This is a genomic window from Scytonema sp. PCC 10023 (genome assembly GCF_963920835.1).
GTDB lineage: Bacteria > Cyanobacteriota > Cyanobacteriia > Cyanobacteriales > Nostocaceae > Kalymmatonema.
Genome location: NZ_CAWUDP010000053.1, coordinates 22,193 through 48,299 on the forward strand (window position 1 = coordinate 22,193; position 26,107 = coordinate 48,299).

The following is a 26,107-nucleotide window of genomic DNA, read 5'->3' on the forward strand; positions in this document are numbered from 1 at the left end:
TTCTCCCTTAACTTGTTAACTGGCATGAGCCACGGTGGTGTCAACTACCCATTCCAACGGTCGCGGCTGAAAATTCAGTTCGCGTTTTGCCTTGGCATTCGAGGCACCTCGCATCTGAGTCTGGTAGTAAACAATGTCCGCACCACCCTCCATTTTGAGAGCATCCTCAACCGATACCCGTGGCGGGGGTGGAGCATTCAGCGATCGAGCAAACGCAGGCAGCCAGTCGCGCACCGCTAAAGGCTGATCATCCACAATCAGATAAACACCAGGATTGCCCTGCTCTGCAGCAGCAACGGTGGCGACCGCGGCATCCTCAATGTGTATCCACGACCAGACCCCATCCCCATTGCCCACAATCGGAAGCTGTTGCTGCCGCACCTGTTGTCCTACATCACCGTCCGAGTTGAACCAAGTGCCAGGTCCGTAGAAGAAGCCATAGCGTAAAGCAATTCCTTCCAGGTCAGGCGTTTGGAGCAAACGACGTTCAGTCTCAATGACGAGACGAGCATCGGCGGCAACGGCGGGGGAGGCATCAAGCGATAACGGGGTTTCCTCATCTGCCAATCCAGCACCGGGAATTCCCCAGAAGGCCATCGACTGTTTCAGGAAACGGCGCACCCCTGCTGCCTTTGCTGCCGCCAGCACATTGCCTCCCCCTTCCGACCGAATCCGCGTATTCAGAGCCGCTGTCGCATTCATGGATTCGCGAGTGTAAGTTCTGGGTAGAGCGGTGAGTTGTTCAATCACCACCTCTGGTTGAGCGCGAATGACAGCCGCTTTAACTGACTCTGCGTCGAATACATCCGCGATCGCAGGTTCTATTCCCTGTTCCACTAACGACTGTGCTCTTTCTGGAGAGCGAGTCAGCGCTACAACGTTGTGTCCTCTGGCAAGTAATTGGTCGAGTATGGGGCGACCGATCGCTCCTGTTGCCCCGGCAACAAAAATCTTCATCTGTAAATCCTCTAAAACTTTGTTGACTACGAGTATCTTACTCGTTCAATCGTTTTCATTGCTTGATTCATAGCTTAAGAAAATCAACAGAAATCAAAGTGGTGTTTCTTTGTTCTCAATAGACAGGCATGGGTTACAGCCGTGACGTGAGAAATTGAGCGATATGGTTTGCGATCACGTCCCCGTCCTCTTCCAGGGCAAAATGTCCGGTATTGAGTAAATGGAACTCAATGTCTTTCAGGTCGCGCTGGTAGGGATAAGCGCCCTCGGCAGGGAAGATGTAATCGTTCTTGCCCCAGACAATTAAAGTAGGAGGTTGATATTTGCGGAAATACTCCTGCCATTGTGGATATAATGGCGGGTTCGTGCCATAGCTATATAGCAGTGCCAGTTGAATCTCACCGTTACCAGGGCGATCGAGGAAATGTTGATCCATCGTCCAGGTATCCGGGCTAATCGCTTCCAGATTGCGAACGCCATTGGTATATTGCCACTTCGTGGCTTCCAAAGTGACAAGGTATTTGAGCTTGTCCGCATTCTCAGGAGAACGGTCTTGCCAGTATGCCTTAATCGGGTCCCAAAACTCACGCAATCCTTCCTCGTAGGCATTTCCATTTTGCACAATTAGTGCTTCCACTCGCTCTGGATATTTAGCTGCAATGCGATAGCCAATGGGAGCACCATAATCCATCACATAAAGACTGTATTTCTTGAGGTCGATCGCAGTAATAAACTTCTCTACGATCTGGGCCAAATGATCAAATGTGTAATCAAACTCATCCACAGTTGGCATAGAACTGTTACCGTAACCTGGATAATCGGGGGCAACTAGATGGAATTTATCAGCAAGTGCAGGGATCAGGTTGCGGAACATGTGAGATGAGGTCGGAAAGCCATGCAACAGCAGAATTGTTGGATTGTCACGGGAACCAGCTTCCCGATAAAAGATATCTAAACCATCGATCGAGATTGTGCGATATGTAGTCATGAGATTTACTCCTTGTTTATGAAATCCATTTGAGATCGAATGTAAGTTCTGGAAGTTTTACGGTGAGTCCTCGTGTTGTCATTGCTCAGCAGGCGGGGGAATAATCTCGATGCCGTACTTAGGTGCAGTGGTGAGGATTTTATCTCAGTCTTCAGAACTCAATGGTGGGGCAGATGTAAATTGACCGCAGCGAATGATTTTGTAGCCTATCGTACCGATGCTGTGACGACCAATTCCACCGCAGCATTGAGCGGTAAGGTTGTTTGTCCAAAGACTGTCCGTGCGTGACCCGCCCGATTGTTCAAAACTTGTGCAAATAAATCCGATGCCCCATCTAGTACCCCGGCATGGTTATACCAGTTCGGTACACATTGGATATGTCCATCCAGGCGCACAATACTATCTAGCGTTTCAAACTGTTGGGTTGCAGCGTGCAGTTGAGCCAAAACATTCAGTCCTGCTAACTTGGCGGCTTGATAACCGTCTGCATCATCCAAATCTGCTCCTAATTTGCCTGCGTACTTCAATACGCCATTGACCAGAGGAATTTGCCCTGACACAAAGATGAGATCCCCGGTTCTGACCCAAGGATGATACTGTCCCAATGCCTGTGGAGGCTGAGGTAAAGTCAGCCCTAAGTCCGCTAAACGTTGTGTGATAGACATAGACATAGCACCATTATTTTTGCAGTAGATTTCATGGGGTTTAGGGCTTTAGAACAATCGTGCCAACGCCAGCAGACCGATCGCATGAATCGTTAAGCAGCAGCAACTTCCAAGACAGGAACTTCAACCTGTTTCAGATATTTCTCAAACCATTTCACGGCAGTTGTGCTGGCAATCTCGAAGCCCTCTCCCTGGAAGCCGTCGAAGTGTCCGCCCTTCAAGATTGTGAAGGACTTCGGCTCCATCGCACGCGCATAGACACCGGCGATTAAATCAGGAGATGCTAGAAAGTCCTTCTCGCCTGCAATCAGACATAGCGGAGTGGGAAAGATCGCCTCAAGGTGAGGAACGGGTTCGTAATAGAGACAGTGTTCGATCGATTCAAAGGTGATGCGATTCTCCCATCGTCCTTCGCTGGCGCTTTTAGCTGATTCAACCCAGGTGAATGCATCGGGTGTTGGCAGGAAGCTAGGTTGTCCGGGCGGGGCAACCAGGGGAAAGTAGCTCACTCCCCCGGTTTGATACCGTTTGATTCGGTCTTGTGAAAGCAACTTTGTGAGTTCATCGAGTTCAAGGGGTGAAGTCAGGCGACGGGAGTTAAGAAACGCATTCACTGTAGGCATCTGTGCCACGACGGCTTTCACGCGCCTATCAAATGCCGCCAGATGCAGCACATGACCACCGCTATAGGAGAAGCCCCAAACACCGATGCGATTAGGGTCAACTTCACTTTGGAGTTGAGTCCAGGTGATAGCATTGCGATAATCCTCTTGCTGCTCGGCAGGGAGCATTTGTCCACGAGGCTCTCCCTCACTGGCACCCAGGTAGCGATAATCGAACAGCGAGACGACGAACCCAGCTTGAACGAAACGCTCAGCAAACTGTGGTAGACCCATCTCTTTAGTCAAGCCAATGCCATGAGCCATGATAATCGCTGGATAGCGATCGCCAGATACGGCTTTATCTGGAGTGTAGAATGTGACGGAACACTTCAGACCTTTACTGTCAAAACTGGTGGTTCTTCTTGGCATACGTCAAATTAGAATAATTTTAAGGTTTTCTCGACAATCGGTGTTCTAGTAAGATTGCTCAACGACCTTCAGCACCGATTACACGGGGATGGGTTGCAGCCGTGACGCGAGAAATTGAATGATGTAGTTTGCGATCGCGTTCCCATCTTCTTCCAAAGCAAAATGTCCGGTATCGAGTAAATGGAACTCAATATCTTTCAGGTCGTGCTGGTAAGGATAAGCGCCTTCGACAGGAAAGATGTCGTCGTTTTTACCCCAAACAACCAGGGTGGGAGGTTGATATTTGCGGAAATATTCCTGCCATTGTGGATAGAGCGGTGGATTAGTTCTATAGTCATAAAACAGCGCCATTTGAATCTCAGCATTCCCAGGGCGATCGAGGAAGAGTTGATCCATGTTCCAGGTGTCGGGGCTAATTGCTTCCGGATTGCGAGCGCCGTTAGTGTATTGCCACTTCGTTCCTTCCAGGGTGAGAAAGTCTCTAAGCTTTTTAGCATTAAGAGAAGAAGGATCTTGCCAGTATGCCTTAATCGGTTCCGTAAACTCCCGCAATCCTTCCTCGTAGGCATTCCCATTTTGCACAATTAGTGCTTCCACTCGCTCTGGATATTTAGCTGCAATGCGATAGCCAATGGGAGCACCATAATCCATCACATAAAGACTGTATTTCTTGAGATCGATCGCGGTAATAAATTTCTCCACAATCTCAGCCAGGTGATCAAATGTGTAGTCAAACTCATTCACAGTTGGCATCGAACTGTTACCAAAACCAGGATAATCAGGCGCAACGAGATGGAAGCGATCGGCAAGCGCAGGTATGAGATTGCGGAACATGTGGGAGGAGGTTGGGAAACCGTGCAGTAGTAGAATCGTTGGATTACTGCGCTCTCCAGCTTCTCGATAGAAGATGTCTAAACCATCGCTCGTGATCGTGCGAAATGTTGTATGACTCATATCGTGTTCTCCAACGTGATTGAACTATCAGTAGTTTGTGGATTCAGCCAAAGTGCGCCAGACTGCTATCTCTTGCTCGACGTAAGCGTTTTTGTCGGCAATTGCTTGAAGAGTATCCGTGCCCAAAGGTAATCGCAGAGGTGGCTTGTCTGCGGCTGCAAGCTGGAGGATTGCAGCCGCAAGTTTGGTCGGATTTCCAGGTTGCTGGTGATTGTGTCCAGCGGCAAAATCACGGGTTTTGCCAACCGTCTCAGCATAATCAGGGATTTGTGTTGTGGTCTTGCGGAGTGAACTGCTCTCCAGAAAATCAGTACGGAAGTATCCTGGTTCAACAACGGTTGCATGAATCCCCAACGGTGACAACTCATCATGCAGGGCTTCGGTAATGCCTTCCACCGCAAACTTTGTCGAGCTGTATATCCCCCAGCCTGCGGGGGCACGATAGCCACCGATTGATGAGAGATTAATGATGTGTCCAGATCTGTGTTGACGCATACTGGGCAGCACGGCACGGATTACGTTCAGCAGTCCAAAGACGTTGGTTCGATAAATGCTCTCAACCTCCTCCGAGCTACTCTCTTCGATCGCCCCCAACAAGCCGAATCCAGCATTATTGACCAGCACATCGATTCGTTCAAATCTGTCCAATCCTGCTGCAACCGCCGCCTGCACCTGAGCTTCGTTCGTCACATCCATACTCAATGTCAACAGATGTTCGCTTGAACCAAGGAGTTGCAGATCCGTTTGATTACGTGCCGTCGCAATCAATGTGTCACCTGCTGCCAAAACCGCCTTTGCGATTTCAGCTCCAAAGCCCCGTGAGGCACCTGTAATGAGCCATATTTTGTCGGTCATGATAATCTCCTTAACTTTGTATAGGTTATGTCGATGAGGTGAGCAATGCACTGGGGTGAATCAAACATCCCCTTTTTCTGAATAGCGTTGGGTTTCATACCTCCATCCAACCTACCGTTAATCTAGCAGGTTAATCCATCCCCTACCCTAACGATGCTGCTGCCGAAAATAATCGCGCCAACTTTCAGGTAAAGCTTCCAGTTGAGCAGCGCGGTGAAGTAACTCTGGATTGTCCTGCTCACGAACATAAAGTTGAGTGATATCGGCAACAGTGATGTTGTTATAGTCCCGGCTCACCAACTCTAGAGTGTCTCCGACTCCCACTTCGCCCTCTTGCAAAACACGGAAGTAAAATCCGGTTCGACGACTTGCGAGAAATCGTTTAACCATATCCGGTCGTCCAAACCGAATCCCAAGTTTGTAGCAGGGTAGGCGAGGTTGTGTCACCATCAGTTTGACAGTGCCGATCGCAAAGCGATCCCCAATGTTCAGTTCCTCTTCTTTCAACCCAGTGGTCGTGAAATTTTCACCAAAGATGCCTAACGGTAGCTCTGTGTCAGGCAATTCACTTTGCCAGTAATCGTAATGCTCGAATGGATAGACATAAACTGCTTTGTCTGCTCCGCCATGAACGGTTAGATCGGCTTGCTTATCACCGTCTAAATTGAGCGATCGCACCATAACCCGTTCGCTGACTGGCTCTTTGAAAATTCCAGTGCTAACGGTTTTTCCTTTCCAGCTGACTTCACGCGGAAGTCCTATGTTGACAGAGATGAGTTTCATCTTTAGCTCCAAAGTTTTGGACAGCATTTTGATGGCGTGCGGAGGCAGTTCCTCCCGAAATCTGGGAGGCGCTGCTCAAACCCCTAAAATACAGGTATTGCACGCTGTCACAATTTGCTTGGTACTGCGGAGACGATCCATGAGTTGCAAATAACAGAGTACACCACTCCACCCTCCGTTCTTAAAATCGTTAACAGAATTTTTAATTAGGTAAATGGTCAAGCACTCCTTTAATCAACAAATAAGTTGATTAAAGGAGTGCTTGATGGATTAAAGCTGCAATGACAGCGATCTTCTTCACCAACTCATTAGAGAGAGAATCGCTGTTTTAAGTAATTGGGATCGTTGTAACTCAGTCACACCTTGCCGTCAGTCGCAACCCGAAAGCCAGTACTTTCAGAGGTAAATCCAGGGCGCGAGTCGGCTCTGCCACCATGAGCGGAGTTCCGGCTTTCGGGTTGCCAAACAGCAACAACTGCGTCGGACACAAGCTTAGTCCGACTTTTTCGGCTTCCGCCTGATGATCAATGCGGGCAAAAACGGTGATGCCTTTTGCTTGAAGGATGGCTGCTAAGCGATCGATAGTTTCAGTCACTGCATACGGGCTGAGCTGGTTGATAATGCCGTTGTTTGCATTCATAGCAGTGGACTCCTTACACGACAAAAACTGGGTGATATGGTCGTTGCTTGGGCTTCTCAAAGATTGAGGTCGGACAATCCGGGATGATCATCGGGACGACGACCCAGTATCCAGTGGTATTTGCGTTCGCTCTCCTGAATTGGCAGGTCATTGATGCTGGCAATACGCCACCGCATGAATCCGTATTCGTCGAACTCCCAATTCTCATTACCGTAGGAACGGAACCAGTTGCCGGAATCATCATGCCATTCGTAAGCAAACCGGACAGCAATTCGGTTGTCCCGAAAAGCCCAAAGCTCCTTGATAAGACGGTAGTCCAATTCTTTAAGCCACTTACGTGTCAAGAACTGTACGATCGCCTCACGACCGGATAGAAATTCTGAGCGGTTGCGCCAAACGCTATCTGACGTGTAAGCAAGTGCTACTCGTTCAGGGTTACGTGTATTCCAAGCATCTTCTGCGATTCGGACTTTTTGGATAGCGGATTCATGATCGAAAGGCGGCACGGGTAGTCGAGGATTTTCGGGATTGTTCATAGCATGGTAATGTAAAATAGCATTTCAAGCGTTTCTATCAACACATAGTGGGAGGGTGAGAACCCCTGTTCGCGTAGCGTCCCGAAGGGAAGATGTAGTTTGACGCACGGAGGAAAACTACATCTGTGTTTTTAACCAGGGGATGAAACCGTTCGGCTGAGCTCACGGCGAAGCCCGACTCAGAGGGCTTTAGCTATGCGTTTCTTTTTCAATGTATTGCCTTACGGCTTCTGTGATTAACTCATTTATTGACCTCTCTTTTTGTTTACTTAGTTTTGCCAATTCTTCATACTCTTCTTTAAAGAATCTTGCACTAAACCTACTCATGACATCATTAATGTGTTATATTGATGTCATGGTAACACAGGATGAAAAACTCCAAAAACAAACGTGATGCCATGCTGAACCATGACAACTGAGGATATGGGGTTGTGTTGAGAAGAACTTAATTGTTGCCTTCAACACGTAAAATCTTCAAGGTTGGAAGGAAGGAAAGTGCCGCACAGCCCTGAGCTTGTCGAAGGGTCGAGGCGGGTAGGGCTGTCTTACCCTCGTCAACGTGTTTTACAAAAACATGAGACAACGTTACGGAGTGTGGCTTTTAGCCCAGGTCGTAACAACAGTCTAGAATCCACGTTTTTTCAAAGCGTGGAGAGTTCAAGAGCTAGCTTAAACTTAAAAGGGCTATTTCCTCTGGTTTATTCCTCCCTCGTTGAGAGCTTTGAGTTGAGCGAAAAGTAAACTACCTACACTGACCTTGCGGTGAGCGTGTAGGCTTTCAGTAGCCCGTTAGAGTCTGTGCTGAGATTACAGCACAAACCGTTCGAGCCTCCAGGCAGGTTTACAGACTGCCCCAATAACGCAATCATTTTCGCTCCGTTCAAATCAGCATCACAGGACAACCCGCAATTACCGCATTTGAATCTCTTGTCAGAGCGCAAGCCAATGTGTAGGCATTGGTTACAGGTTTGGCTCGTGTAGGCGGGAGGAACAGCAACAACTTCCACTCCGTCCTTAAGTCCCTTATATTCCAAAAACATCCGCAACTGATAGAACGCCCACGAGTTACTTCTACGGCGTTCTGTTTTGTTACGTGGTTTTTGGTTTGTGCGTTCACGAATACCTGTTAAATCCGAGTGGAGCTACAAGCGCTTTTTCACTTTTAGCTTGCTGGATGATTGTTTTGCTGATATTGTGGTTTACCCACGCTTGAAATCGTCTCTCCCGCCCCGATAGCCGTGCCAAGACCTGACGACATCTACGCCGACTAGACCTTGTGCGTGTGGAAGCTTTTTTTTGAAGAGACGCCCTAGCTCTACTGTATCTATCTCTGGTTTCGGTTAACTGTTTCCCATCCCATGAGTCGCCGTTGCTGGTTACAGCTATATCTCGCCTACCAAAATCAACGCCAATGACCTTTTTGGTGGGATGTGGATCAGGAACTTCGTCTTTTAGCTGAATGTGGATATAGTACTGACCATCGCGGTGCTTGCACAATTGAGCGCTTGTTGGTTTACGCCCTGCAAGTTTACCGCGTTGATAATTGCCAGCATTAATTTTGATATGTTCTCGACCAGATAATGTGGTCAAGCTAACAGTCCAATCCTTCTCTCTAAAAGCAAAAATCCTAGCATCATAATCAGCAGATGTAGGCTTAAATGCTTTTACGGGTTTGTCTTTCTTTTTGGCTGTCAGTCGATTAGCACCGACCCTGGCACAAGCTCTGACTGCTAAGTTAGCTGGCAACCCAAATTTGGCTCTCAAATCTTCGTAAACAATACCCTGAATTGTCAGTTTACTGGTTATTTCTGGCTTGATTACCATCTGATTAGTGTAATTGCAGGCTTCCGCAAAAGCATGAAGAACCACTTCCAGTTTTTCAGACTGTAACGGCGTGGGGTTGAGTTTGCTTTCCTAGCGTCAGTACTTGTTCCATGAGTTCGACCTACTCACTACGTGATTATACTCATAGAGTACAATTCTTCGTTGTGTGTTTCCGGAGATCCAAAGAATCGAACTGTCTCCACTTCCTTTGTTAATCTACGATTAACATTAGTCGGGAGACGTTTCGTTTTTAACCCGCAATTCCTCTCAACACCGAATCAAAGATTACGGTGTGAGCCTCCTTGCGGAAATAGGTGAAAGAGTCGTCCGCAACAAGTTGCGAAAACACGAGAACTTACCCCCGATATGCAATATCTCACACTGTCGGGATGGTTCCACCGTCAATAACGAATTTAGTACCGTTGATATAAGAAGCGCGATCGGATACCAGGAAAGCAACAAGCTCGGCAACTTCTTCGGGGCGACCAGGGCGAGCCATCGGAATCCCACCAAGGGAATCCATCAGCCCAAGTCTTGCAGTATCAAAGTCTTGCGACCAATGAAGCAGGAAATTTCTTCGGGGCGACCTGGAGAAGCCCACACGCTCATTCGGTACTCCGAATCAGTGTGTGGAGAATGTCACATTGCTATTCGATCGCCTCCTTCAGTAGATGTATTGCCTCCTCGTGAAGTGTTTTCGACTGCGCTCGCGACATCACCGATTCTTCAGACACGAGCGTGAAAAATAGCCGATCGCCCAAAGTCGTCACGCCCAGATCGTTTTTGGCACCTGTCCTCACAACAGGTCCATAGATTGCCTGAAGTTCAAGCTCTCCATACTGTTGCTGGATCGTCAGTCGCCCCAGATTGCTAACGTCTATGTCGGAGTCGAATAGTTGGTCTTTAAATCCTTGTAGGACGACATCGGGACTGGGATGGGTGGATGCCCATTGCTGAGTTTGGAAAATTTCCTCAAACAGCTTGTCTGGTGTCATGATTTGATTGAGTTGCTGCTTCAAAGAACGGGCAACATCCCACAAATTGGCATCAGCGCTTAAGTGGTGCGATGTCCGTCCAGCACTAATCCAGAGACTGACATCTTCCTGGTTGAAAGATGTCAAGTAGGGTCTGAGATTAATCGGTGACATACACTTGAGGTTCTGTGGCTGTTCTGAATGATTTTGCTGGCGGATTGCTAAGAGAAAAGCGGCACAAATCGCACCATGAACGCTCGTTTGCTCTTGCCGAGAGCGAGTCAGGAGCAACAGCGTTGTTTCGGGTGAAAGCGAACTGGCACTGACCGATTGACGGTTATTTTGCCTCATCGGTTGCACAACTGGGAAGGAACCGCTCATCCTTGTGAATTGAGGCATCGGCTTTAACCCAGAAATCGTTTCCGGGGCGTTCCCTGGAACCAAGTCCTCTCGCGACGGCGGAACAGGTAAAGACTGTCCCAAGGCAGTGGGTGTGGCGATTGCCCTTGAGGGCAGTGCGCGGAGCGCAATCGCTTGCAAAATATCTCGAATTAAGTAAGTAATCGAGATGCCATCTGCGATCGAGTGATGGCACGTCACAATTAATTCCGATAATTGTGCATCATTGCCTGAGTGAACTAAGACGACACGCACTAACGGAGCTTGCGACCAGACAAAGGGTGTTTCGATTTCTCGCTCAACTTCTCGCTCAAAGTGTTGTTCGGATTGTCGCTGCACAACTCGCAGTGGAATGGCGGCAGAGTCTTCAACAAACCAAGGTTGCTCTGCTTCATCAAGGGCAATGCGAACTCGCAGTAATGGATGCCGTTGCTGTACGAGGGTCAGTGCTTGCTGAAGTTGATGAACGCTGAATCTTCCTTTGATTTGTGCAGTGAGAGCGAAATGGAAGGGATGAGCTCGGTCGTAGAGCCAGAAGAGATGCTCTAGGGCTCCAAGGGGGCGACACACAGCAACAGCTTGAGTGCGATCAACGCATTGCATACAGTTAATCTCCAATACTGTTCGGATGATTGGCAATTGTCAAAGGAGCGTAAGTTCTATCAGGAATGAGCCGGAATTGATTGGTTTAAAGACCGTTCGCTATGTTCCACCTGTAACGAGTGCGACTTTTCCAGATAACGTGGTCATTGTTAATCTCCTTCTTGTATGAAAGTGAATGATTTACTTCTAGATGCCAGCGGCGACTACATGGCGTGTGCCAACTGCAATCAGGAAGCTTTCACCAGCATTCAGCACAGCCTTATTCTCACCTGCCCAGACTGTGAACTCCCCGGACAGCACATAAAGTTGTTCCCAATAGCGCGTGTGGCAATGCAGCGGGTTTGTGTGCCAGGTGGGAAGTAGCCTTCAATCAGATCGTACTAATCTGCGGTTGTGATGTGGTCTGCAACCATGTTCAGACGGGGATCAAATAGCCAGAGTGATTGTGACATCAGATTGCTCCTACTAATTGATGACTTGTGTCATCAGCAGTAATTGAAGAAGTCTGATACGCGTAGCGTCAAGCCAGAGGCTTATCGCCCAACTGCTGTTCTAATTCGGCAATCCGAGCTTGCAGGGGAGCCATCATTGCTGCAACTTCTGTTTCTGAATAGCGGATGGGAATATGCTGAGGACAATTCTCGCTGGTGGCTTCTACGTGGAAGAGGATAGCGCCTTGCACTTCGGCTGAATAATCTGAGTCTCGTAGTCGTTCAATCAATGCTGGATTATCTTCAACATATTCGGCTGTTCCCCAAATCTTGATGCGTTTGCGATGCCGATAATCCATCAAGAACAAAAACGCTTTGTCGTTGCCAGACAGATTGCCCACCGTGATGTACTGCACATTCCCAGTAAAGTCGGCAAAGCCGAGGGTTTTCTCATCGAGTACCTTAAGGAAACCGGGTGATCCGCCCCGAAACTGGATATAGGGATAGCCATTAGAACTGACGGTTCCCAAGTAAAACCCATCGAGTTGAGCGATGAATTCTTCAATTTTGGGAGTAATGGAATCATTGTTAGGACCATTTGCAATGTAGCGTTCATACATCTGCCGCGAACCCCGTTGTTCTTGTGCGGCTTGCACTTCAGGTGTAAAAGCAATTTCTCCAAACTTACGTGGCATAATGCCCTCCTTACGCTGCAACAGGCTCTGCAATGCCAATCATGCCGACAAAACCAGGAAGATGTTTGACGCGATCGATCCAAGAAAGTACATTTGGGTAATTGTCTAGGGAAATTTTGCCATCGGGAGCGAGGGCAACGTAAGGAAAGACTGCTACATCGGCGATCGTCGGGCGTTCTAACTCCAGCCATTGCCGATCTGCTAAATGATCATTCAATTGAGTCAAGATGAACTCTGCTTTCTGATTGGCGCGTTCCAGATTGATGCTGGTCGCTTTGAATAGGTAGTACAAACGTGCGGCTTCTGGACCTTGCCGAATTTCTCCCGCTGTGGTCGATAGCCATCGAATCACGCGGCTCATCGGTTCTGCCTCTGTTGGCAACCAGGATTCACCACCATACTGCCTCCCCAGGTAAACGAGAATCGCTTGAGCATCAGCTAGAACAGTATTTTCATCAACCAACACCGGCACCTGCCCAAACGAATTCAGTGCTAAAAACTCAGGCTGTTTGTGCGCCCCTGCCAACAAATCGACTTGAATCCACTCGTAGTCTAAGCCCAGCAACGAGAGCATTAATTTTGCTTTGTAGCTGTTACCAGATAGTTCGTGACCGTAGAGCTTAATCATGGGTTAGTCCTCCTGCATTAGATAATACCGAATCAGAAAAGAACGGACAATGAGCCGGAAGTGATTCCCGTTAAGAGTGGAAACACAGAGGCGAACGCCGAAGGTGCACCCAGCGTGACCGCACAGAGTACATCCCAAACGCTAGACATTTTCTTTGCACACGGCTTAGTATCACTGGGTTCAAGGCGGTTCATAAACACTCTCTACTTCTGATTTGTACCGTTCGTTCGGTATAGATTTAATGTACCGAACATTTGGTACAATGTCAATAGAAAACTTTAAAGTTAAGATAAATGCCTAAAGAAAGCTATATTCCCAGCCTGATGCGCCTGTTCCGGCAGTATGGCTACGATGGCGCAACTCTATCCAAGATTTCTCAAGCAACTGGATTAGGGAAAGCTAGCCTTTACCATCACTTCCCTGGCGGCAAGGATGAGATGGTTGAAGCAATGCTGGATTATCTTGAACGCTGGTTAGACCAAAATATTCTGCAAACGCTCAACAGCCGAGGCGAACCCTTATCTCGCTTGCAGCATATGTGCGATCGCGTGAATGAAGTCTATGAAGGAGGAAAGCAACCTTGCTTATTTGCGATTTTGCTATTGGGTTCCGCCCGCGATGTGTTTCATGACAGAGTAAAAGCAATTTATCGGGTCTGGATTGATGCGATCGCCACTGTGCTCATTGAGTGTGGTATAAATCAGGAACTTGCCCAACAGCGTGCAGAAGACGCGGTCAGCGCTATTCAAGGCTCATTGATTGTATCTCAGGGATTGGATGATCCATCTGGGTTTGTGCGGCTGATGCAGCACCTACCAGGAGAACTCTGCAAAGGTACGTTGCTTTAGCTCTCCAGCTTTCGACTCAGATAAAGAAGGCGTTCATGCCGTCAACATCAGTTGTCGTATCGTCCAATTGAGCACCACGCGCTTTGGCAATGTGCACTGGGCGGATGAACCCTCACCAGTCGCGATTGCGCTCCGCGCACTGCCGTTCGCGGAGCGTCTCCGCTACTGAGAAGGCAATCGCCGATTTCCAGATAGACTAACTGGGCTGGATTTTTTACGTTGTACTTGGTGGGAAAGGTTTGTCGAGTGCGGTTTGCTTTAAATTAAATCCGCTGCCTTCTCACCAATCATGATGGTTGGTGCATTCGTATTTCCCGTGGTGATCGTTGGCATGATGGATGCATCGACGACACGCAACCCCTCAACCCCATGTACCCGTAGTTCGGGGTCTACAACCGCCATTGGATCAATGCCCATTTTGCAGGTGCCGACAGGATGATACACCGTACCGCAAACGCCCCGGACGTAAGCCTCGAGGGCTTGATCACTACTCACCTCGGCACCGGGAGCAATTTCCTCACCTCGAAACTCATCAAAGGCACTTGAATGAAACAAGTTGCGAAGTAATTTAATCCCGGCAACTAGCTTTTGCACATCAGATTGACTTTGCAGATAGTTCATTTGAATCATTGGTGCGTCTTTAGGGTCAGGCGAACCCAAACTGATGCTGCCAATGTTTTGGGGATGGGTCAAAATGCCTGTACCGGTGAATCCCGAATCAACGTGGGCATAGCCAGGAGGGGACCAGGGAATGGCACCGAAGAACAACTGTAAATCTGGCACAACATCCCGATTCTCCTCGCTATGCACAAACATTCCAACTTCAGAAATACCATTACTAGTGGTGGCAGGATGTAACTCCTGAGTTGCTTGGTGTACCACAGGGATGAGAATGTGGTCTTGCAGGTTTTGACCGACACCCGGCAGATCAACGAGGACCGAAATCCCCATTGCTTGTAGGTGTTTTGCGTCACCAATGCCGGAAAGCATTAGCAGCTTGGGCGAATCGAACGCGCCCGCACTTAAAATCACTTCGGAGTTGACCCTCGCTTGGTGCAGCGTGCCCTGATGTATGTATTCCACCCCAACGGTGCGAGTGCCCTCAAACAACAACCGCGTCACCAACGCTGCTGTCATTGTGGTCAAATTGGGACGCTTGAGAATGGGCAGGAGGAAGGCAGCAGCGGCACTGTGTCGTTTACCATCTTTGATAGTGAACTGACACGATCCCACCCCTTCCTGCTGCATCGCATTGAAATCAGGATTGTAGTCATATCCCATTGCCACTGCTGCTTCGACAAATCGTTGGGAGATCGCAGTAGGGGTTGGGAGATCGGTGACGCTCAACTCCCCACCAACACTGTGATATTTGCAGGCACCGCGTTGCTGGTTCTCAGATTTCTTGAAATATGGCAATACATCTTGGTAACTCCAACCGGGATTCCCCAATTCCTGCCAGTGGTCATAATCGTGATGATTGCCCCGCATATACACCATGAAATTAATCGAACTGCTGCCTCCCAAGGCTTTGCCGCGAGGACAAAACATTTTGCGGTTATTAATGTACGGTTCTGGTTCAGAAAAATATTTCCAGTCCACCTCAGTACCCGGTAGGTTGGTGCATTCCAACGGGATTTGAATCTCCGGTTTAGTATCCTCTTTGCCCGCTTCGAGTAATAACACGGTTGTTTGACTGTCTTCTGTCAGACGGTTGGCAACAACGCAGCCTGCCGAACCTGCACCAATCACAATATAGTCATACTGAGTCATGGAAATTCTCCTTCTTTTATATATTCATGGGTGTGAGCGAATCAATATTATGCAGCGATTGTGATAAAAAATTTATTTTTGCCATGCTGTATTATCGGAAAGCGAAGTCCCTACAAAAGCTTATCCTGAAATCCACCGAGCGCGAGATTACTGGCTATCCGTCAAGTATCGCAGTTAAACCCTGGGAAAAAGACACTCTTGTATCGACGGCAAAGCCAAACTCACTTTCGAGCAAAGGCTTGAACTGAGCGAAGAACTCAAACGCCACGGTAACAATTGGCATCACCAAGGGCTACGCGAAATTCCCATCCCTAAAAAAGACGGGAAAATTAGGATTCTGAAAGTCCCCACTATAGGCGACAGAGCGTGGCAATGCCTTGCAAAGTACGCACTCTTATCCAGCGCATGAAGCGACCTTCCATGCCAGGAGCTATGGTTTTAGAACGGGACGCTCAGCGCACGACGCACAAAAGTCAGTAGATCACAAACTTTTCTCACGCTTGGCGATCGCTGGCAAATTTTGTAGTCTGTAATACTTTTTCTCAGCCACCGTTTAAGCAAGTAGGTTGGTTATGTATAATATTTGCTTATATCTAGGCGACAGCTTAGTTTCTGAGAACTAACCCGATGGAAGATAAATGCCCTCAACGACTTCATGTATTTTTTCAACAGCTTGCGCGTATATTGCCAAGATTTGTTTGAGGCTAAACAGTTCACGGTAAATTAATCGTCCACCTTTCCTCGGTTGACTAATTTTTAACCAGAGAAGATTAACCCAGATATTTACTAAAATAAAAGAGATACCAACAAATACGAAACTAAAGGCTGGCTTTTTATTAGTTGTTCTAATCCGACAGATCTTTTTGAGCCGATAACTACTTTCAATTCCAAATCTTTTTCGATAATCTTGATGAATATAAGATAAACTTGTTTTTACCTTATAGACTACATAAGCAAAGTATTCCACTCCCTTTTGACCGCGTTTACCTTTTTTATATTTGCAGACAATCCACAAATTAAAAGTTACTGAATTTTCTTTATTCCTGGTCATAGTATATGTAGTTTTATAACTTTTTCTTCCTTTGAGGAAGTGTTTAATTCCTCCTTTTTTACCAGTTTTTATTGCTGGTATGAGAAAAGGTATATCTAAAGCCATAAGTCAACGAATGACAGGAACAGTAAAAAATCCTCTATCTAAATAAAGCTTTTTCACCCGAATTTTAAGAGTTGCAAGTTCCGCTAACAAATAAGTAATAATACCGACACTCGTATCTAGCCATCTCACACCTCTAATTGCCAGAGTTACACGTTTTCCTTTCATCAGGACGTACAAGGTAGCATAGGCATAAAATGAACAGGTGCCAGATTTTGCTTGACTCCTATATATATAGGTCAATTCTTTATTACTAGGGTTTCCTGAGTTCTGAATTAAGTTTAAATCAATAGCTATCTTTAGGTAACCTTTTTCAATCCCAATTGGAATTCGACTTTTTAAAGCTTGATTAATTTGTATTTCTAAATCTTCAAAGTTATCAATTTTATCTAGATGATATCTAATATCGTTACCAGACGGAATTTTTTTCAAACTTTTAGCTGTATTTTCAATACTGTCTCCACTACTAGCAGCTTTTATTAAAATCTCAAATAGAGTTTTTTGGTCGCAGGCACCAGTAGTTTCAATGGAGAAATTTTCTGGCTTACACTCAAGAACTTCTTCTAAAGTTTCTGAGTCTGTTAGCCCTAGTTGTCCTGATAAAAAAGTCAATTATCTTACCAATATGCTACGTACAATCTTTATGATTTCATATTTTAGAAGTTGATGATTCATTTATAAATTTTACTTATTAAAAACTCGGTGATAGTACATGTGTTTGCTGCATTGGACGCTTGGCGATCGCCAAGCGTGAGAAAAGTTTGTGATCTACTGAATTTGATGGCAGGCTTAATTGCGTACACTTATTTGCCTAAAAAACCCTCCCTTGATATTTATCCCAAAGACTTACCCGCTCTACCTCCTGCTATTTTTTAGTTCGTCGAACTCACGTTAAAATAAGGGCTTCAGGCTCCGTACTTAGTATTTAAATAATATCAATTTTTCTTGGTGCAAGATTTCAGTAAAGAAAATTGTTGATGGTATAGATCCGTGCAAGGAATCTGATATGCTGAAATAATTTTAAATAAGTTTAGCTATGTACGCCATCAAACGAGAGCTAAAACTAAATAACGCTCTTTCATCACTTTCATGAGAGAATAATAGAAGAAAGTGTCAGAAACAATTTATAGCAATCCGCGCAGGATTTCTGAAAAATCTTAAGTATTGTAGGGTGGGCAGTACTTACCGTATTTTGCCCACTACATCCGGGTTTTGCGTTCGCACTGCCCTCGGCAAGCGTGTCGTTCAAAAATCTGCGGAGGAGTCCTATAGATACATCTAAACTTATTGCGATTTTAAGCGGACGTACCCAAGAAGTAGTCAAGACAGTCTTTATGCAATGGGGTTTTGAGATTTTAGAACAAATAGAAGAAGTAAGTATAGATTTGTGGCAGGGCTATAAGAACTTAGTAATAGAATTAATGCCGAATGCTCAAGTAGTCGCAGATAGATTTCATGTGATGACACAGATAAACAAAGAACTAGATACACAAAGAAAAAGAGAAAAACGAAATATAAAAGACTCAATTAAGAAATCAAATGTAGCAGCAGCTAAAGCTAATTTAAAAAAAATGTCAGTATAAAAAAATAGTAAATCTCCCTTAGTTAAGAATGAATATAACTTAAATGAGGAGCAATTGAAGAAACTTATTCAAGTCAAAAATGTATCTCCTATTTTGAAAGTGATGCATGAATTGAAAGAAAAGATTAGAAAAGTTTTTAATCAGACTTACATCAGACTAATGATTGGTACACGGAAGTCTTTAAACTAGGTATGTGGTTATCGAGAGCGAAAAAATATTTCCCAAAAAGTAACAATACTATTATTCGTTGGTTGGATGAAATTATTGATTACTTTGATCATGGGACAACTAGTGGTGCTGTTGAAGGTATCAATAACAAACTCAAGCTAATTAAACGCTCGGCTTATGGATTTATAAAGTTTGAAAACTTCCGAATTAGATGCTGATTAAGTTGGCATTTCAATTGTTAGTTTAGCAAAATATGTACTGAATAGCCAAGAAAGTTCTCTATTTCCATCGGCAAGGCAGGTCATAGATTTGTCAAGGAAAAGAAAAAGATGACAGAAAAATCTGTGTCAATTCATAAAATTAACAGGCTCATACAACATAATCCTATAGCCATCATTGGTATGGCTTCTCTTTTTGCTAAGGCAAGAAACTTGCAAGAATACTGGCAAAATATTATTAACAAAGTTGATGGCATTAGTGATGTTCCACCTACACACTGGAACATAGAAGATTACTATGACCCAAATCCAAGAACACCAGAGGAAAAAACCTACTGTAAAAGAGGTGGGTTCATTCCTTATGTTGATTTTAATCCTATGGAATTTGGGATACCTCCCAGCATTTTAGAAGTCACGGATGTTTCACAACTCTTAAGTTTAGTCATCGCCAAAGAGGCGATGGAAGATGCAGGTTACGGCACATCGCGTGAGTTTAATCGCGAGAACGTTGGGGTGATTTTAGGCGTAGCAATGACAAAGCAATTAGGGATGCCACTTGCTGCTAGGTTGGAGTACCCTATTTGGGAAAAAGTTCTTAAAAGCAGTGGTTTATCCGATGAGGATACACAAAAAATTATTAAGAAAATCAAAAGCGCCTATGTGAACTGGGACGAAAATGCTGTTCCAGGAATGTTAGCTAACGTAGTTGCTGGTAGAATTGCTAACCGCTTAGATTTAGGCGGGATCAACTGTGTAGTTGATGCAGCTTGTGCTAGTTCATTTGCGGCTTTAAAGATGGCGATTAGTGAACTGGTAGAGCATCGCTCTGACATGATGCTAACTGGTGGAGTTGACACCGATAACACCATCATGACTTATATGTGTTTCAGCAAAACACCCGCACTCTCAGGAAGCGAGAATGTAAAACCTTTCGACGCTAAGTCTGATGGGATGATGCTGGGTGAAGGTATCGGTATGATTGTGATCAAACGCCTGGAAGACGCTATCACAGACAACGACAAAATTTACGCAGTCATTAAAGGAATTGGCACCTCCAGTGATGGACGGTATAAAAGTATTTATGCTCCCCGAAAAGAAGGACAGGTACAAGCATTAAAGCGTGCTTATGAGGATGCTGGCTTCCTACCCCAGAGCGTGGGTATGATTGAAGCGCACGGTACAGGCACTCAAGTTGGAGATCCCACGGAATTTGCTTCTCTCAAAGACTTTTTTGGGGAAAACAACCCAAAAAGACAATATATCGCCCTTGGGAGTGTTAAATCCCAGATTGGACATACAAAAGCTGCTGCGGGTGCGGCCAGCCTAATTAAAACCGCCTTGGCGCTACATCATAAGATATTACCACCAACGATTAACATCACTCAACCTCACCCCAAACTCAACATTAAAAACTCGCCGTTTTATTTAAATACTGAAACCAGACCTTGGATTCTCGCCCCAGGAGAACCACCAAGACGTGCGGGAGTGAGTTCTTTTGGCTTTGGTGGTACAAACTATCACGTCGTTTTAGAAGAATACTCAGCCGAACAGAACCGCCCTTACCGTATACATAATACTCCCTGTGAGGTAGTGCTGTTTGCCCAAACCCCTGCCCAGTTATTGACAAGCGCTCAACAGACTTTAGCTGAGTTGCAATCTGAGACTGGTGACAAACATTATGCAGAACTTGTAGACGCTTGCAAATCTAAAGAAATACCTCTTAGCGCCGCCCGATTCGGGTTTGTTGCTTCTTCTCGAGATGAGGCTTGCAAATTGTTGCAAACCAGTATTGAATTACTCAACAGCAAAGCAAAAGATCTGTCGTGGGAAGATCCTCAAGGAATTTACTACCGCCAAACTGGTATAGAGCTAGCAGGAAAAGTAGTCGCTTTATTTTCTGGACAAGGCTCTCAATACCTGAATATGGGTAAGGAATTGGTGATGAATTTTCCTATCCTACAGCGTCTATATGGTTATATGGATAGCCTTTTACTCAACGATAATTTGCAGGCGCTGTCAAACATAGTTTTTCCCCATTCGGTGTTTGAAGAGGCAGAAAAAAATGCCCAAGTTGCAGCATTGCAGCGCACAGAATATGCTCAACCAGCAATCGGGATGTTAAGCGCCGGACTTTACAAAATACTACAACAAGCTGGGTTTAAGGCAGATTTTGCTGCGGGACACAGTTTCGGAGAACTAACAGCTTTATGGGCTGCGGGGGTTTTAAGTGACGAATATTACTGCTTCCTAGTTAAAGCTAGGGGTCAAGCAATGGCAGCTCCTCAAGACCCTGATTATGATACAGGAGCGATGCTGGCTGTTAAAGAAGAAGTTGTTACAGTAGAAGCAATTCTCAGGAATTTCCCCAAAGTAGCGATCGCTAATCTCAATTCTCCTCGTCAAGTTGTCTTAGCAGGTCCTAGTGCCGAAATTGCGAAAGTAAAGCAAGCCTTGCACGTCCAAGGGTATGCTGCTGTTGTGCTACCTGTATCAGCCGCTTTCCATACACCGCTGATAGCCTTTGCTCAGAAAGCCTTTGCTCAAGCAATAAAGTCCACGGCTTTCCAAACCCCAAAAATACCTGTTTACACTAACGTGAGTGGAAAGCAATATCCTCAAGAACCAGCAGGTATCCAAAAAATCTTAGAAACCCACCTCTCAAACGCAGTGCTGTTTAAACAGGAGATAGAAAATATCTATGCTGTAGGGGGTTATTGCTTTGTCGAATTCGGTCCTAGGAAAATTCTCTCAGATCTGGTCAAAGATATCCTAGGCGATCGCCCACATATTACCGTAGCTTTAAATCCCAGCAGTCAAAAGAATAGCGATCGTTCTCTGAGGGAAGCCGTTGTACAGTTGCGGATAGCTGGGTTAACTCTGAAAAACCTCGACCCCTACCAATTACCACAACCTATAGCCAAAACTGAGAAAAACAAAGGGTTGAGCGTCAGCTTAAATGGCATTAACTATGTGTCTGAAAAAACGAAAGCAGCATTTGAGCAAGCTTTGCAAAATGGACATCAAGTGACATTAACAGCAAGCCAATTTGCCGATAACACTCCTACTGACTCAAAGCCACCCATCGCAACACAGAGCTCCAACACCGCCACTTCCTTAACAGCGCTAAAAGAAAACAACGGACACACAAATAAATCCCTTTCCCTGACCCCATCTTTGTTACCTCAACCGATTCCAGAGTCAAAAATGCCTAACTTACCAGACCTAGCCGTGAATTATCAACAGATTTTAGCAAGCTTAGAATATTTCCTGAGACAGTTTCAACAAAATCAAAGCGAAAATTTAGAAGTTCACGGACACTATCTCAGCCATCAGATGGAATATGCCAAAACATTTTTCCAACTGATGCAGCAGCAGAATACTTTATTTGCCAACAGTAAATCTTCAAAAGAAGCAGCTCAACTCAAAGCAACTATTATCGACAGCTTCGACCGCAGTATGATGCAGTTTCACAACCAACAAAGTGAAACTCTACGTATTCACGAGCAGTATCTTCAGCATCAGGTAGAATTCACCAAAAACTTTTTCCAACTTATAGAGCAAGAGTATTCCCAGCTAATTGGCGGTGAATTGCCTACTCAACCTTTGGAGAGAGCAAGGGAGATAAAAACTCTAAGTAGCGGAGCTCTTGAGCAAGGATATCTGAGTAACAAAGCTCTGGAGCAGGGAGCACCGGAGTTGGGAGAAAGACTTTCCTTTGTGTCTCCTACACCAGTTCCCTGTGCAGAAGAAAACCCTATGTCTCCTGCACCGCTTCCCTCTGCTTTTTCATCTCCCCATCACACCTCTGTCCTGAATTCTGAGTATGCTACACTCAGCACTCAGCATTCATCACATAGCACTGATAGTGCTACCATGACAATTGTAAATTTGGCTGAGTTGGGTAAAAACCTGTTGGCAATCACTAGCGAGAAGACAGGTTACCCAGTCGAGATGCTAGATTTAGACATGGATATGGAAGCAGATTTGGGGATTGACTCAATCAAACGTGTGGAAATCTTAGGGGCGATACAAGAAATGTACCCCGATTTACCCCAACCCAATTTAGAAGAACTGACAGAAAAACGCACTATAGGTCAAATCGTTGACTATCTGCAATCTCATGCATCTAAATCCACTTCTGTTGACACAGCTTCTTCCACAGTCATAAAAGACACAAATAACACAGTGTTTCAATCTACAACAACTGAGTTAATTGTAGAGACTGAGATATCAACACCCACACCCCACATATACGAAAATACGCAGCCGCCCCGAACCACACCAAAAGTCACCGCAGAAACAGAAGCACCAAATCATAACGATGTGACTTCCTTGGGTCAAACCTTACTAACCATCACCAGCGAGAAGACAGGTTACCCAGTAGAGATGCTGGAACTAGACATGGATATGGAAGCAGACTTAGGAATTGATTCCATCAAACGAGTGGAAATACTAGGGGCGATGCAGGAAATGTACCCCAATTTACCCCAGCCGAATGTAGAAGAACTAGGGGAACTACGTACTGTCGGTCAAATTGTAGAGTATCTTCAAAAATTAGTTAACGGCGAAAAAAAAAAGTCCCAGGACAACTCTTGCAACCAAGTAGTTAACCTAAACCACAATTACCTACGCCGACAAGTCAAACTTAAAACCCTGCCTCAACCTGATTTTTTAGATTTCACTCTCCCAAAAGGACACATCGGCTTACTTACCGATGATGGTTCCCTCACTACCTCAAAGTTAGCTCAATCTCTCACAGAGCTTGGTTGGAAAGTAGTTGTTTTAAGTTTTCCTCCATCGCTGGTTCCACAAACAACACCTCTACCCCCAACAGTCAATCGTGTCAACCTCACAGATATGAGCGAGGAGCATCTGGAACAACAATTAGCAGATGTCAGTAGCTACTACGGTTCGATTGCTGCTTTCATCCATCTCAATCCTGTATTTGAGGTAAGTCATAACGGCAAAATACCTTATATCGAGGAGGAAAAGGCGATTGTTAAGTACGTTTTCCTAATGGCAAAACATCTCAAAAAATCCTTGAATGAAGCGACACGCTATGGACGCAGTTGTTTCTGTACCGTTACTCGCCTTGACGGAGCCTTTGGTCTTGGAAGAAATATAAACTTTAGTCCGATCAGCGCTGGTTTGTTCGGATTAAGCAAGGCTCTTAACTGGGAATGGCAAAAAGTGTTTTGTCGGGCTATAGACTTAAGTCCTGCTATTGATGCAGAAGAGTCAGTACAGCACATAATAGCTGAGCTACACGACCCCAATCTTTATATTACTGAAATTGCCTACAGTTTACAGGGGCGAGTCACCCTCATTAGTGTACCTGAAGCTTAATCACCAGAGGTAGCGAGTTGACACCAGAGAAGGGGGCTGGATTGACCAAAAAAAACAAGCACCTATTAGTGCAGCTAAAGTCTCACTAAATCTCCCTGGTAGTTCATCTTTTGTGTACACAGACTTAAAAATATTTTACGTATTTATACTTAGTTTGATACCGTCACTGACTTGAGGCTTCCCTGTTGAATTAATTAGAAAATTGGACAACGCAGACGATATGAAGCTAACGACGCACATCCCTTACTCATCAGTTTTTGTAGTCACTGGGGGAGCAAAAGGCATTACAGCTAAATGCGCTATCAAATTGGCTCAACATTACCCCTGCAAATTTATTCTTATCGGTCGTTCAGAACTTTTAGACAGTGAACCGGAGTGGGCAAAAGACAGTTTTGAAGAACCAGTTTTAAAAAAACGCATTATGGAATATTTTCTTTCACTGGGAGAGAAGCCCACACCTATAAGCGTACAAAAGCAGTATACAAAAATAACTTCCAATCGAGAAATCAAACAAACCTTAGAAGCAATTCATCAAGCTGGAGGTTACGCCGAATATTTAAGCGTTGATGTCACCGATAGTCATACTTTAAAGCAGAAACTTAGTGCTATAGTTGAACGCACTGGAGCAATTACTGGCATCATACATGGCGCTGGTAACTTAGCCGATAAATTGATTGAAAAGAAAACAGAACAGGATTTTGAGAAAGTATACACCGCCAAAGTTAAAGGGCTAGAAAATCTTCTATGTTGCATCAAGCCCACGCAATTGGAGTATTTAATCTTATTTTCTTCAGTAACAAGTTTTTACGGTAATATTGGTCAAACAGATTACGCTATTGCCAACGAAATTCTGAATAAATCAGCGCATTTAGTGAAACAGCTCTATCCCGAATGTCATGTAGTAGCTATCAATTGGGGCGGATGGGACAGCGGTATGGTGACACCAGAACTGAAAAAAGAGTTTGCTCGACGGAGTATTGACATTATTCCTGTAGAGGTAGGAACACAAATGCTAGTCAACGAAATGCATCCAGCCAATAGTGGAACTGCACAAGTTGTCATTGGTAGTCCTCTGATTCCACCTCCGATACCGTTAGACACTGAACTGCGAACCTACCGCATTCGTCGGAGACTATCACTAGAAGCTAATCCCTTTTTACAAAATCATATAATTGCTGGTCAACCAGTTTTGCCTGCTGTTTGCGCGGTGTCATGGATTGTTAATTCCTGCGAACAACTTTCTCCTGGTTATAAATTGTTCAATTACACAGATTTCAAAGTTTTGAAAGGAATTACCTTCAATGAAAGCTTAGCAAAAGAATATATTCTTGACCTGCAAGAAATTGCTAAAACCAATTCTCAGGAAATCATCTTTCAAGCAAAAATCTGGAGCCAAACCCCAGAGGGGAAAATTAATTATCATTTTAGTATCGCTCAGGTTAAACTCGTAAAAAACCTTCCTGCTCGTTTCACTTATGAATCATTGAACCTTGAAGAAGATAACATCATTACCATTACTGGGAAAGATTTTTATCAAACCCAAACTACATCATTCTTTCCATTATTTCATGGAGAGGCTTTTCAGGAAGTAAGAAAAGTCTTAAACATCAGCCACGAAAAAATCACAACTGAATGCATCTGGTATGAAATCACAGATAAACAACAAGGACAATTTCCAGTACAATCGTTTAATCCGTATTTAATTGACTTAAGTACTCATTCCTTATGGATTTGGATGCAAAATTTTCATCAAGAAATTTGCTTACCTGCAGGGACACAACAATACGAGCAGTATACAGAAATTCCCGCCAATACATCTTTTTACGTTTCTTGTGAACTTAAGGCAAAGACAGGGAGTAGCGTTACCGCTGATTTTATCCTACACGACAATCAAGGAAGAGTATACTCTCGTCTGCTAGGTGGCAAAGGAATTATCATACCAACTCAATCACTTAGTAGTTAATATTTAGAAAAGCGATGCCGTACTTTCTTCGGGACTGGTAAAGAGGTGTCGCGTTAAAGAATGTTTACATCTACCTACTTAAAAATAGGATAGAA

23 protein-coding genes and 2 pseudogenes are annotated in these 26,107 nt (G+C 45.1%); 5 read left to right on the top strand and 20 right to left on the bottom strand.

Annotated features, from left to right (window positions below; all coding sequences use genetic code 11):
- Nucleotides 1-15 precede the first annotated feature (15 nt).
- The 17 genes from ACM0OZ_RS28090 to ACM0OZ_RS28170 all read right to left on the bottom strand — a co-directional run bounded on the left by ACM0OZ_RS28090 (nt 16) and on the right by ACM0OZ_RS28170 (nt 12,963).
- Nucleotides 16-957, bottom strand: coding sequence for an NAD-dependent epimerase/dehydratase family protein (locus ACM0OZ_RS28090; protein WP_414586128.1), 942 nt, complete (start codon nt 955-957; stop codon nt 16-18).
- 133 nt (nt 958-1,090) lie between these two features.
- Nucleotides 1,091-1,945, bottom strand: a complete 855-nt coding sequence (locus ACM0OZ_RS28095) for an alpha/beta fold hydrolase (RefSeq protein WP_414586129.1) — start codon at nt 1,943-1,945, stop codon at nt 1,091-1,093.
- A gap of 206 nt (nt 1,946-2,151) precedes the next feature.
- Nucleotides 2,152-2,610, bottom strand: coding sequence for a RidA family protein (locus ACM0OZ_RS28100; protein ID WP_414586130.1), 459 nt, complete (start codon nt 2,608-2,610; stop codon nt 2,152-2,154).
- Between the two features lie 92 nt (nt 2,611-2,702).
- On the bottom strand, nt 2,703-3,641 hold the full coding sequence (locus tag ACM0OZ_RS28105) for an alpha/beta hydrolase (RefSeq protein WP_414586131.1): 939 nt from the start codon (nt 3,639-3,641) through the stop codon (nt 2,703-2,705).
- A 78-nt stretch (nt 3,642-3,719) separates the two neighbouring features.
- Nucleotides 3,720-4,595, bottom strand: coding sequence for an alpha/beta fold hydrolase (locus ACM0OZ_RS28110; protein ID WP_414586132.1), 876 nt, complete (start codon nt 4,593-4,595; stop codon nt 3,720-3,722).
- Between the two features lie 27 nt (nt 4,596-4,622).
- Nucleotides 4,623-5,450, bottom strand: a complete 828-nt coding sequence (locus ACM0OZ_RS28115; RefSeq protein ID WP_414586133.1) for an oxidoreductase — start codon at nt 5,448-5,450, stop codon at nt 4,623-4,625.
- Between the two features lie 147 nt (nt 5,451-5,597).
- A complete protein-coding gene (locus ACM0OZ_RS28120) occupies nt 5,598-6,233 on the bottom strand; it encodes an MOSC domain-containing protein (protein ID WP_414586134.1) in 636 nt (211 codons plus the stop codon).
- A gap of 352 nt (nt 6,234-6,585) precedes the next feature.
- Nucleotides 6,586-6,873, bottom strand: coding sequence for a DUF302 domain-containing protein (locus ACM0OZ_RS28125; protein WP_414586135.1), 288 nt, complete (start codon nt 6,871-6,873; stop codon nt 6,586-6,588).
- A 56-nt stretch (nt 6,874-6,929) separates the two neighbouring features.
- Nucleotides 6,930-7,409, bottom strand: coding sequence for a DUF1348 family protein (locus tag ACM0OZ_RS28130; protein ID WP_414586136.1), 480 nt, complete (start codon nt 7,407-7,409; stop codon nt 6,930-6,932).
- Between the two features lie 189 nt (nt 7,410-7,598).
- Complete coding sequence (locus ACM0OZ_RS28135; protein ID WP_414586137.1) at nt 7,599-7,736, bottom strand: ribbon-helix-helix protein, CopG family; 138 nt, start codon at nt 7,734-7,736, stop codon at nt 7,599-7,601.
- A gap of 419 nt (nt 7,737-8,155) precedes the next feature.
- Complete coding sequence (locus tag ACM0OZ_RS28140) at nt 8,156-8,530, bottom strand: zinc ribbon domain-containing protein (protein ID WP_414586173.1); 375 nt, start codon at nt 8,528-8,530, stop codon at nt 8,156-8,158.
- Nucleotides 8,523-9,233, bottom strand: coding sequence for a transposase (locus ACM0OZ_RS28145; RefSeq protein WP_414586138.1), 711 nt, complete (start codon nt 9,231-9,233; stop codon nt 8,523-8,525). The genes ACM0OZ_RS28140 and ACM0OZ_RS28145 overlap by 8 nt, the downstream gene beginning before the upstream one ends.
- 376 nt (nt 9,234-9,609) lie before the next feature.
- The gene (locus ACM0OZ_RS28150; RefSeq protein ID WP_414586139.1) at nt 9,610-9,756 is read right to left on the bottom strand and encodes an SDR family oxidoreductase; all 147 of its coding nucleotides are present in this window, start codon (nt 9,754-9,756) and stop codon (nt 9,610-9,612) included.
- Between the two features lie 124 nt (nt 9,757-9,880).
- Nucleotides 9,881-11,209: a condensation domain-containing protein gene (locus tag ACM0OZ_RS28155; protein WP_414586140.1), complete on the bottom strand. Its 1,329-nt coding sequence runs from the start codon at nt 11,207-11,209 to the stop codon at nt 9,881-9,883.
- A gap of 186 nt (nt 11,210-11,395) precedes the next feature.
- Nucleotides 11,396-11,509 (bottom strand): hypothetical protein, encoded by a 114-nt coding sequence (locus ACM0OZ_RS28160; RefSeq protein WP_414586141.1) that lies wholly within the window; start codon nt 11,507-11,509, stop codon nt 11,396-11,398.
- 220 nt (nt 11,510-11,729) lie between these two features.
- Complete coding sequence (locus ACM0OZ_RS28165; protein ID WP_414586142.1) at nt 11,730-12,335, bottom strand: pyridoxamine 5'-phosphate oxidase family protein; 606 nt, start codon at nt 12,333-12,335, stop codon at nt 11,730-11,732.
- Between the two features lie 10 nt (nt 12,336-12,345).
- On the bottom strand, nt 12,346-12,963 hold the full coding sequence (locus ACM0OZ_RS28170) for a glutathione S-transferase family protein (RefSeq protein WP_414586143.1): 618 nt from the start codon (nt 12,961-12,963) through the stop codon (nt 12,346-12,348).
- 293 nt (nt 12,964-13,256) lie between these two features.
- Between ACM0OZ_RS28170 and ACM0OZ_RS28175 the strand changes: the two genes are divergently transcribed.
- Nucleotides 13,257-13,811: a TetR/AcrR family transcriptional regulator gene (locus tag ACM0OZ_RS28175; protein ID WP_414586144.1), complete on the top strand. Its 555-nt coding sequence runs from the start codon at nt 13,257-13,259 to the stop codon at nt 13,809-13,811.
- Nucleotides 13,812-14,069: 258 nt separating this feature from the next.
- Here ACM0OZ_RS28175 and ACM0OZ_RS28180 read toward each other — a convergent pair whose 3' ends face one another.
- Nucleotides 14,070-15,581, bottom strand: a complete 1,512-nt coding sequence (locus tag ACM0OZ_RS28180) for a GMC family oxidoreductase (protein WP_414586146.1) — start codon at nt 15,579-15,581, stop codon at nt 14,070-14,072.
- Nucleotides 15,582-15,664: 83 nt separating this feature from the next.
- Between ACM0OZ_RS28180 and ACM0OZ_RS28185 the strand changes: the two are divergent.
- Nucleotides 15,665-16,081, top strand: a pseudogene (locus ACM0OZ_RS28185) (reverse transcriptase N-terminal domain-containing protein); the annotation flags it as partial.
- 119 nt (nt 16,082-16,200) lie between these two features.
- Here ACM0OZ_RS28185 and ACM0OZ_RS28190 read toward each other — a convergent pair.
- Both ACM0OZ_RS28190 and ACM0OZ_RS28195 read right to left on the bottom strand, forming a co-directional pair.
- Nucleotides 16,201-16,737, bottom strand: coding sequence for a transposase (locus ACM0OZ_RS28190; protein ID WP_414586147.1), 537 nt, complete (start codon nt 16,735-16,737; stop codon nt 16,201-16,203).
- A 3-nt stretch (nt 16,738-16,740) separates the two neighbouring features.
- Nucleotides 16,741-17,346 (bottom strand): ISH3 family transposase, encoded by a 606-nt coding sequence (locus tag ACM0OZ_RS28195; protein WP_414586148.1) that lies wholly within the window; start codon nt 17,344-17,346, stop codon nt 16,741-16,743.
- A 656-nt stretch (nt 17,347-18,002) separates the two neighbouring features.
- Between ACM0OZ_RS28195 and ACM0OZ_RS28200 the strand changes: the two are divergent.
- The 3 genes and pseudogenes from ACM0OZ_RS28200 to ACM0OZ_RS28210 form a co-directional block, all read left to right on the top strand.
- Nucleotides 18,003-18,703 (top strand): annotated as a pseudogene (locus tag ACM0OZ_RS28200) (ISL3 family transposase); the annotation flags it as partial.
- 111 nt (nt 18,704-18,814) lie between these two features.
- Nucleotides 18,815-24,049, top strand: coding sequence for a beta-ketoacyl synthase N-terminal-like domain-containing protein (locus tag ACM0OZ_RS28205; RefSeq protein ID WP_414586149.1), 5,235 nt, complete (start codon nt 18,815-18,817; stop codon nt 24,047-24,049).
- Between the two features lie 220 nt (nt 24,050-24,269).
- Nucleotides 24,270-26,012 carry an SDR family NAD(P)-dependent oxidoreductase gene (locus ACM0OZ_RS28210; protein ID WP_414586150.1) on the top strand — a complete coding sequence of 581 codons (1,743 nt, stop codon included), beginning with the start codon at nt 24,270-24,272 and terminating at the stop codon, nt 26,010-26,012.
- Nucleotides 26,013-26,107 lie beyond the last annotated feature (95 nt).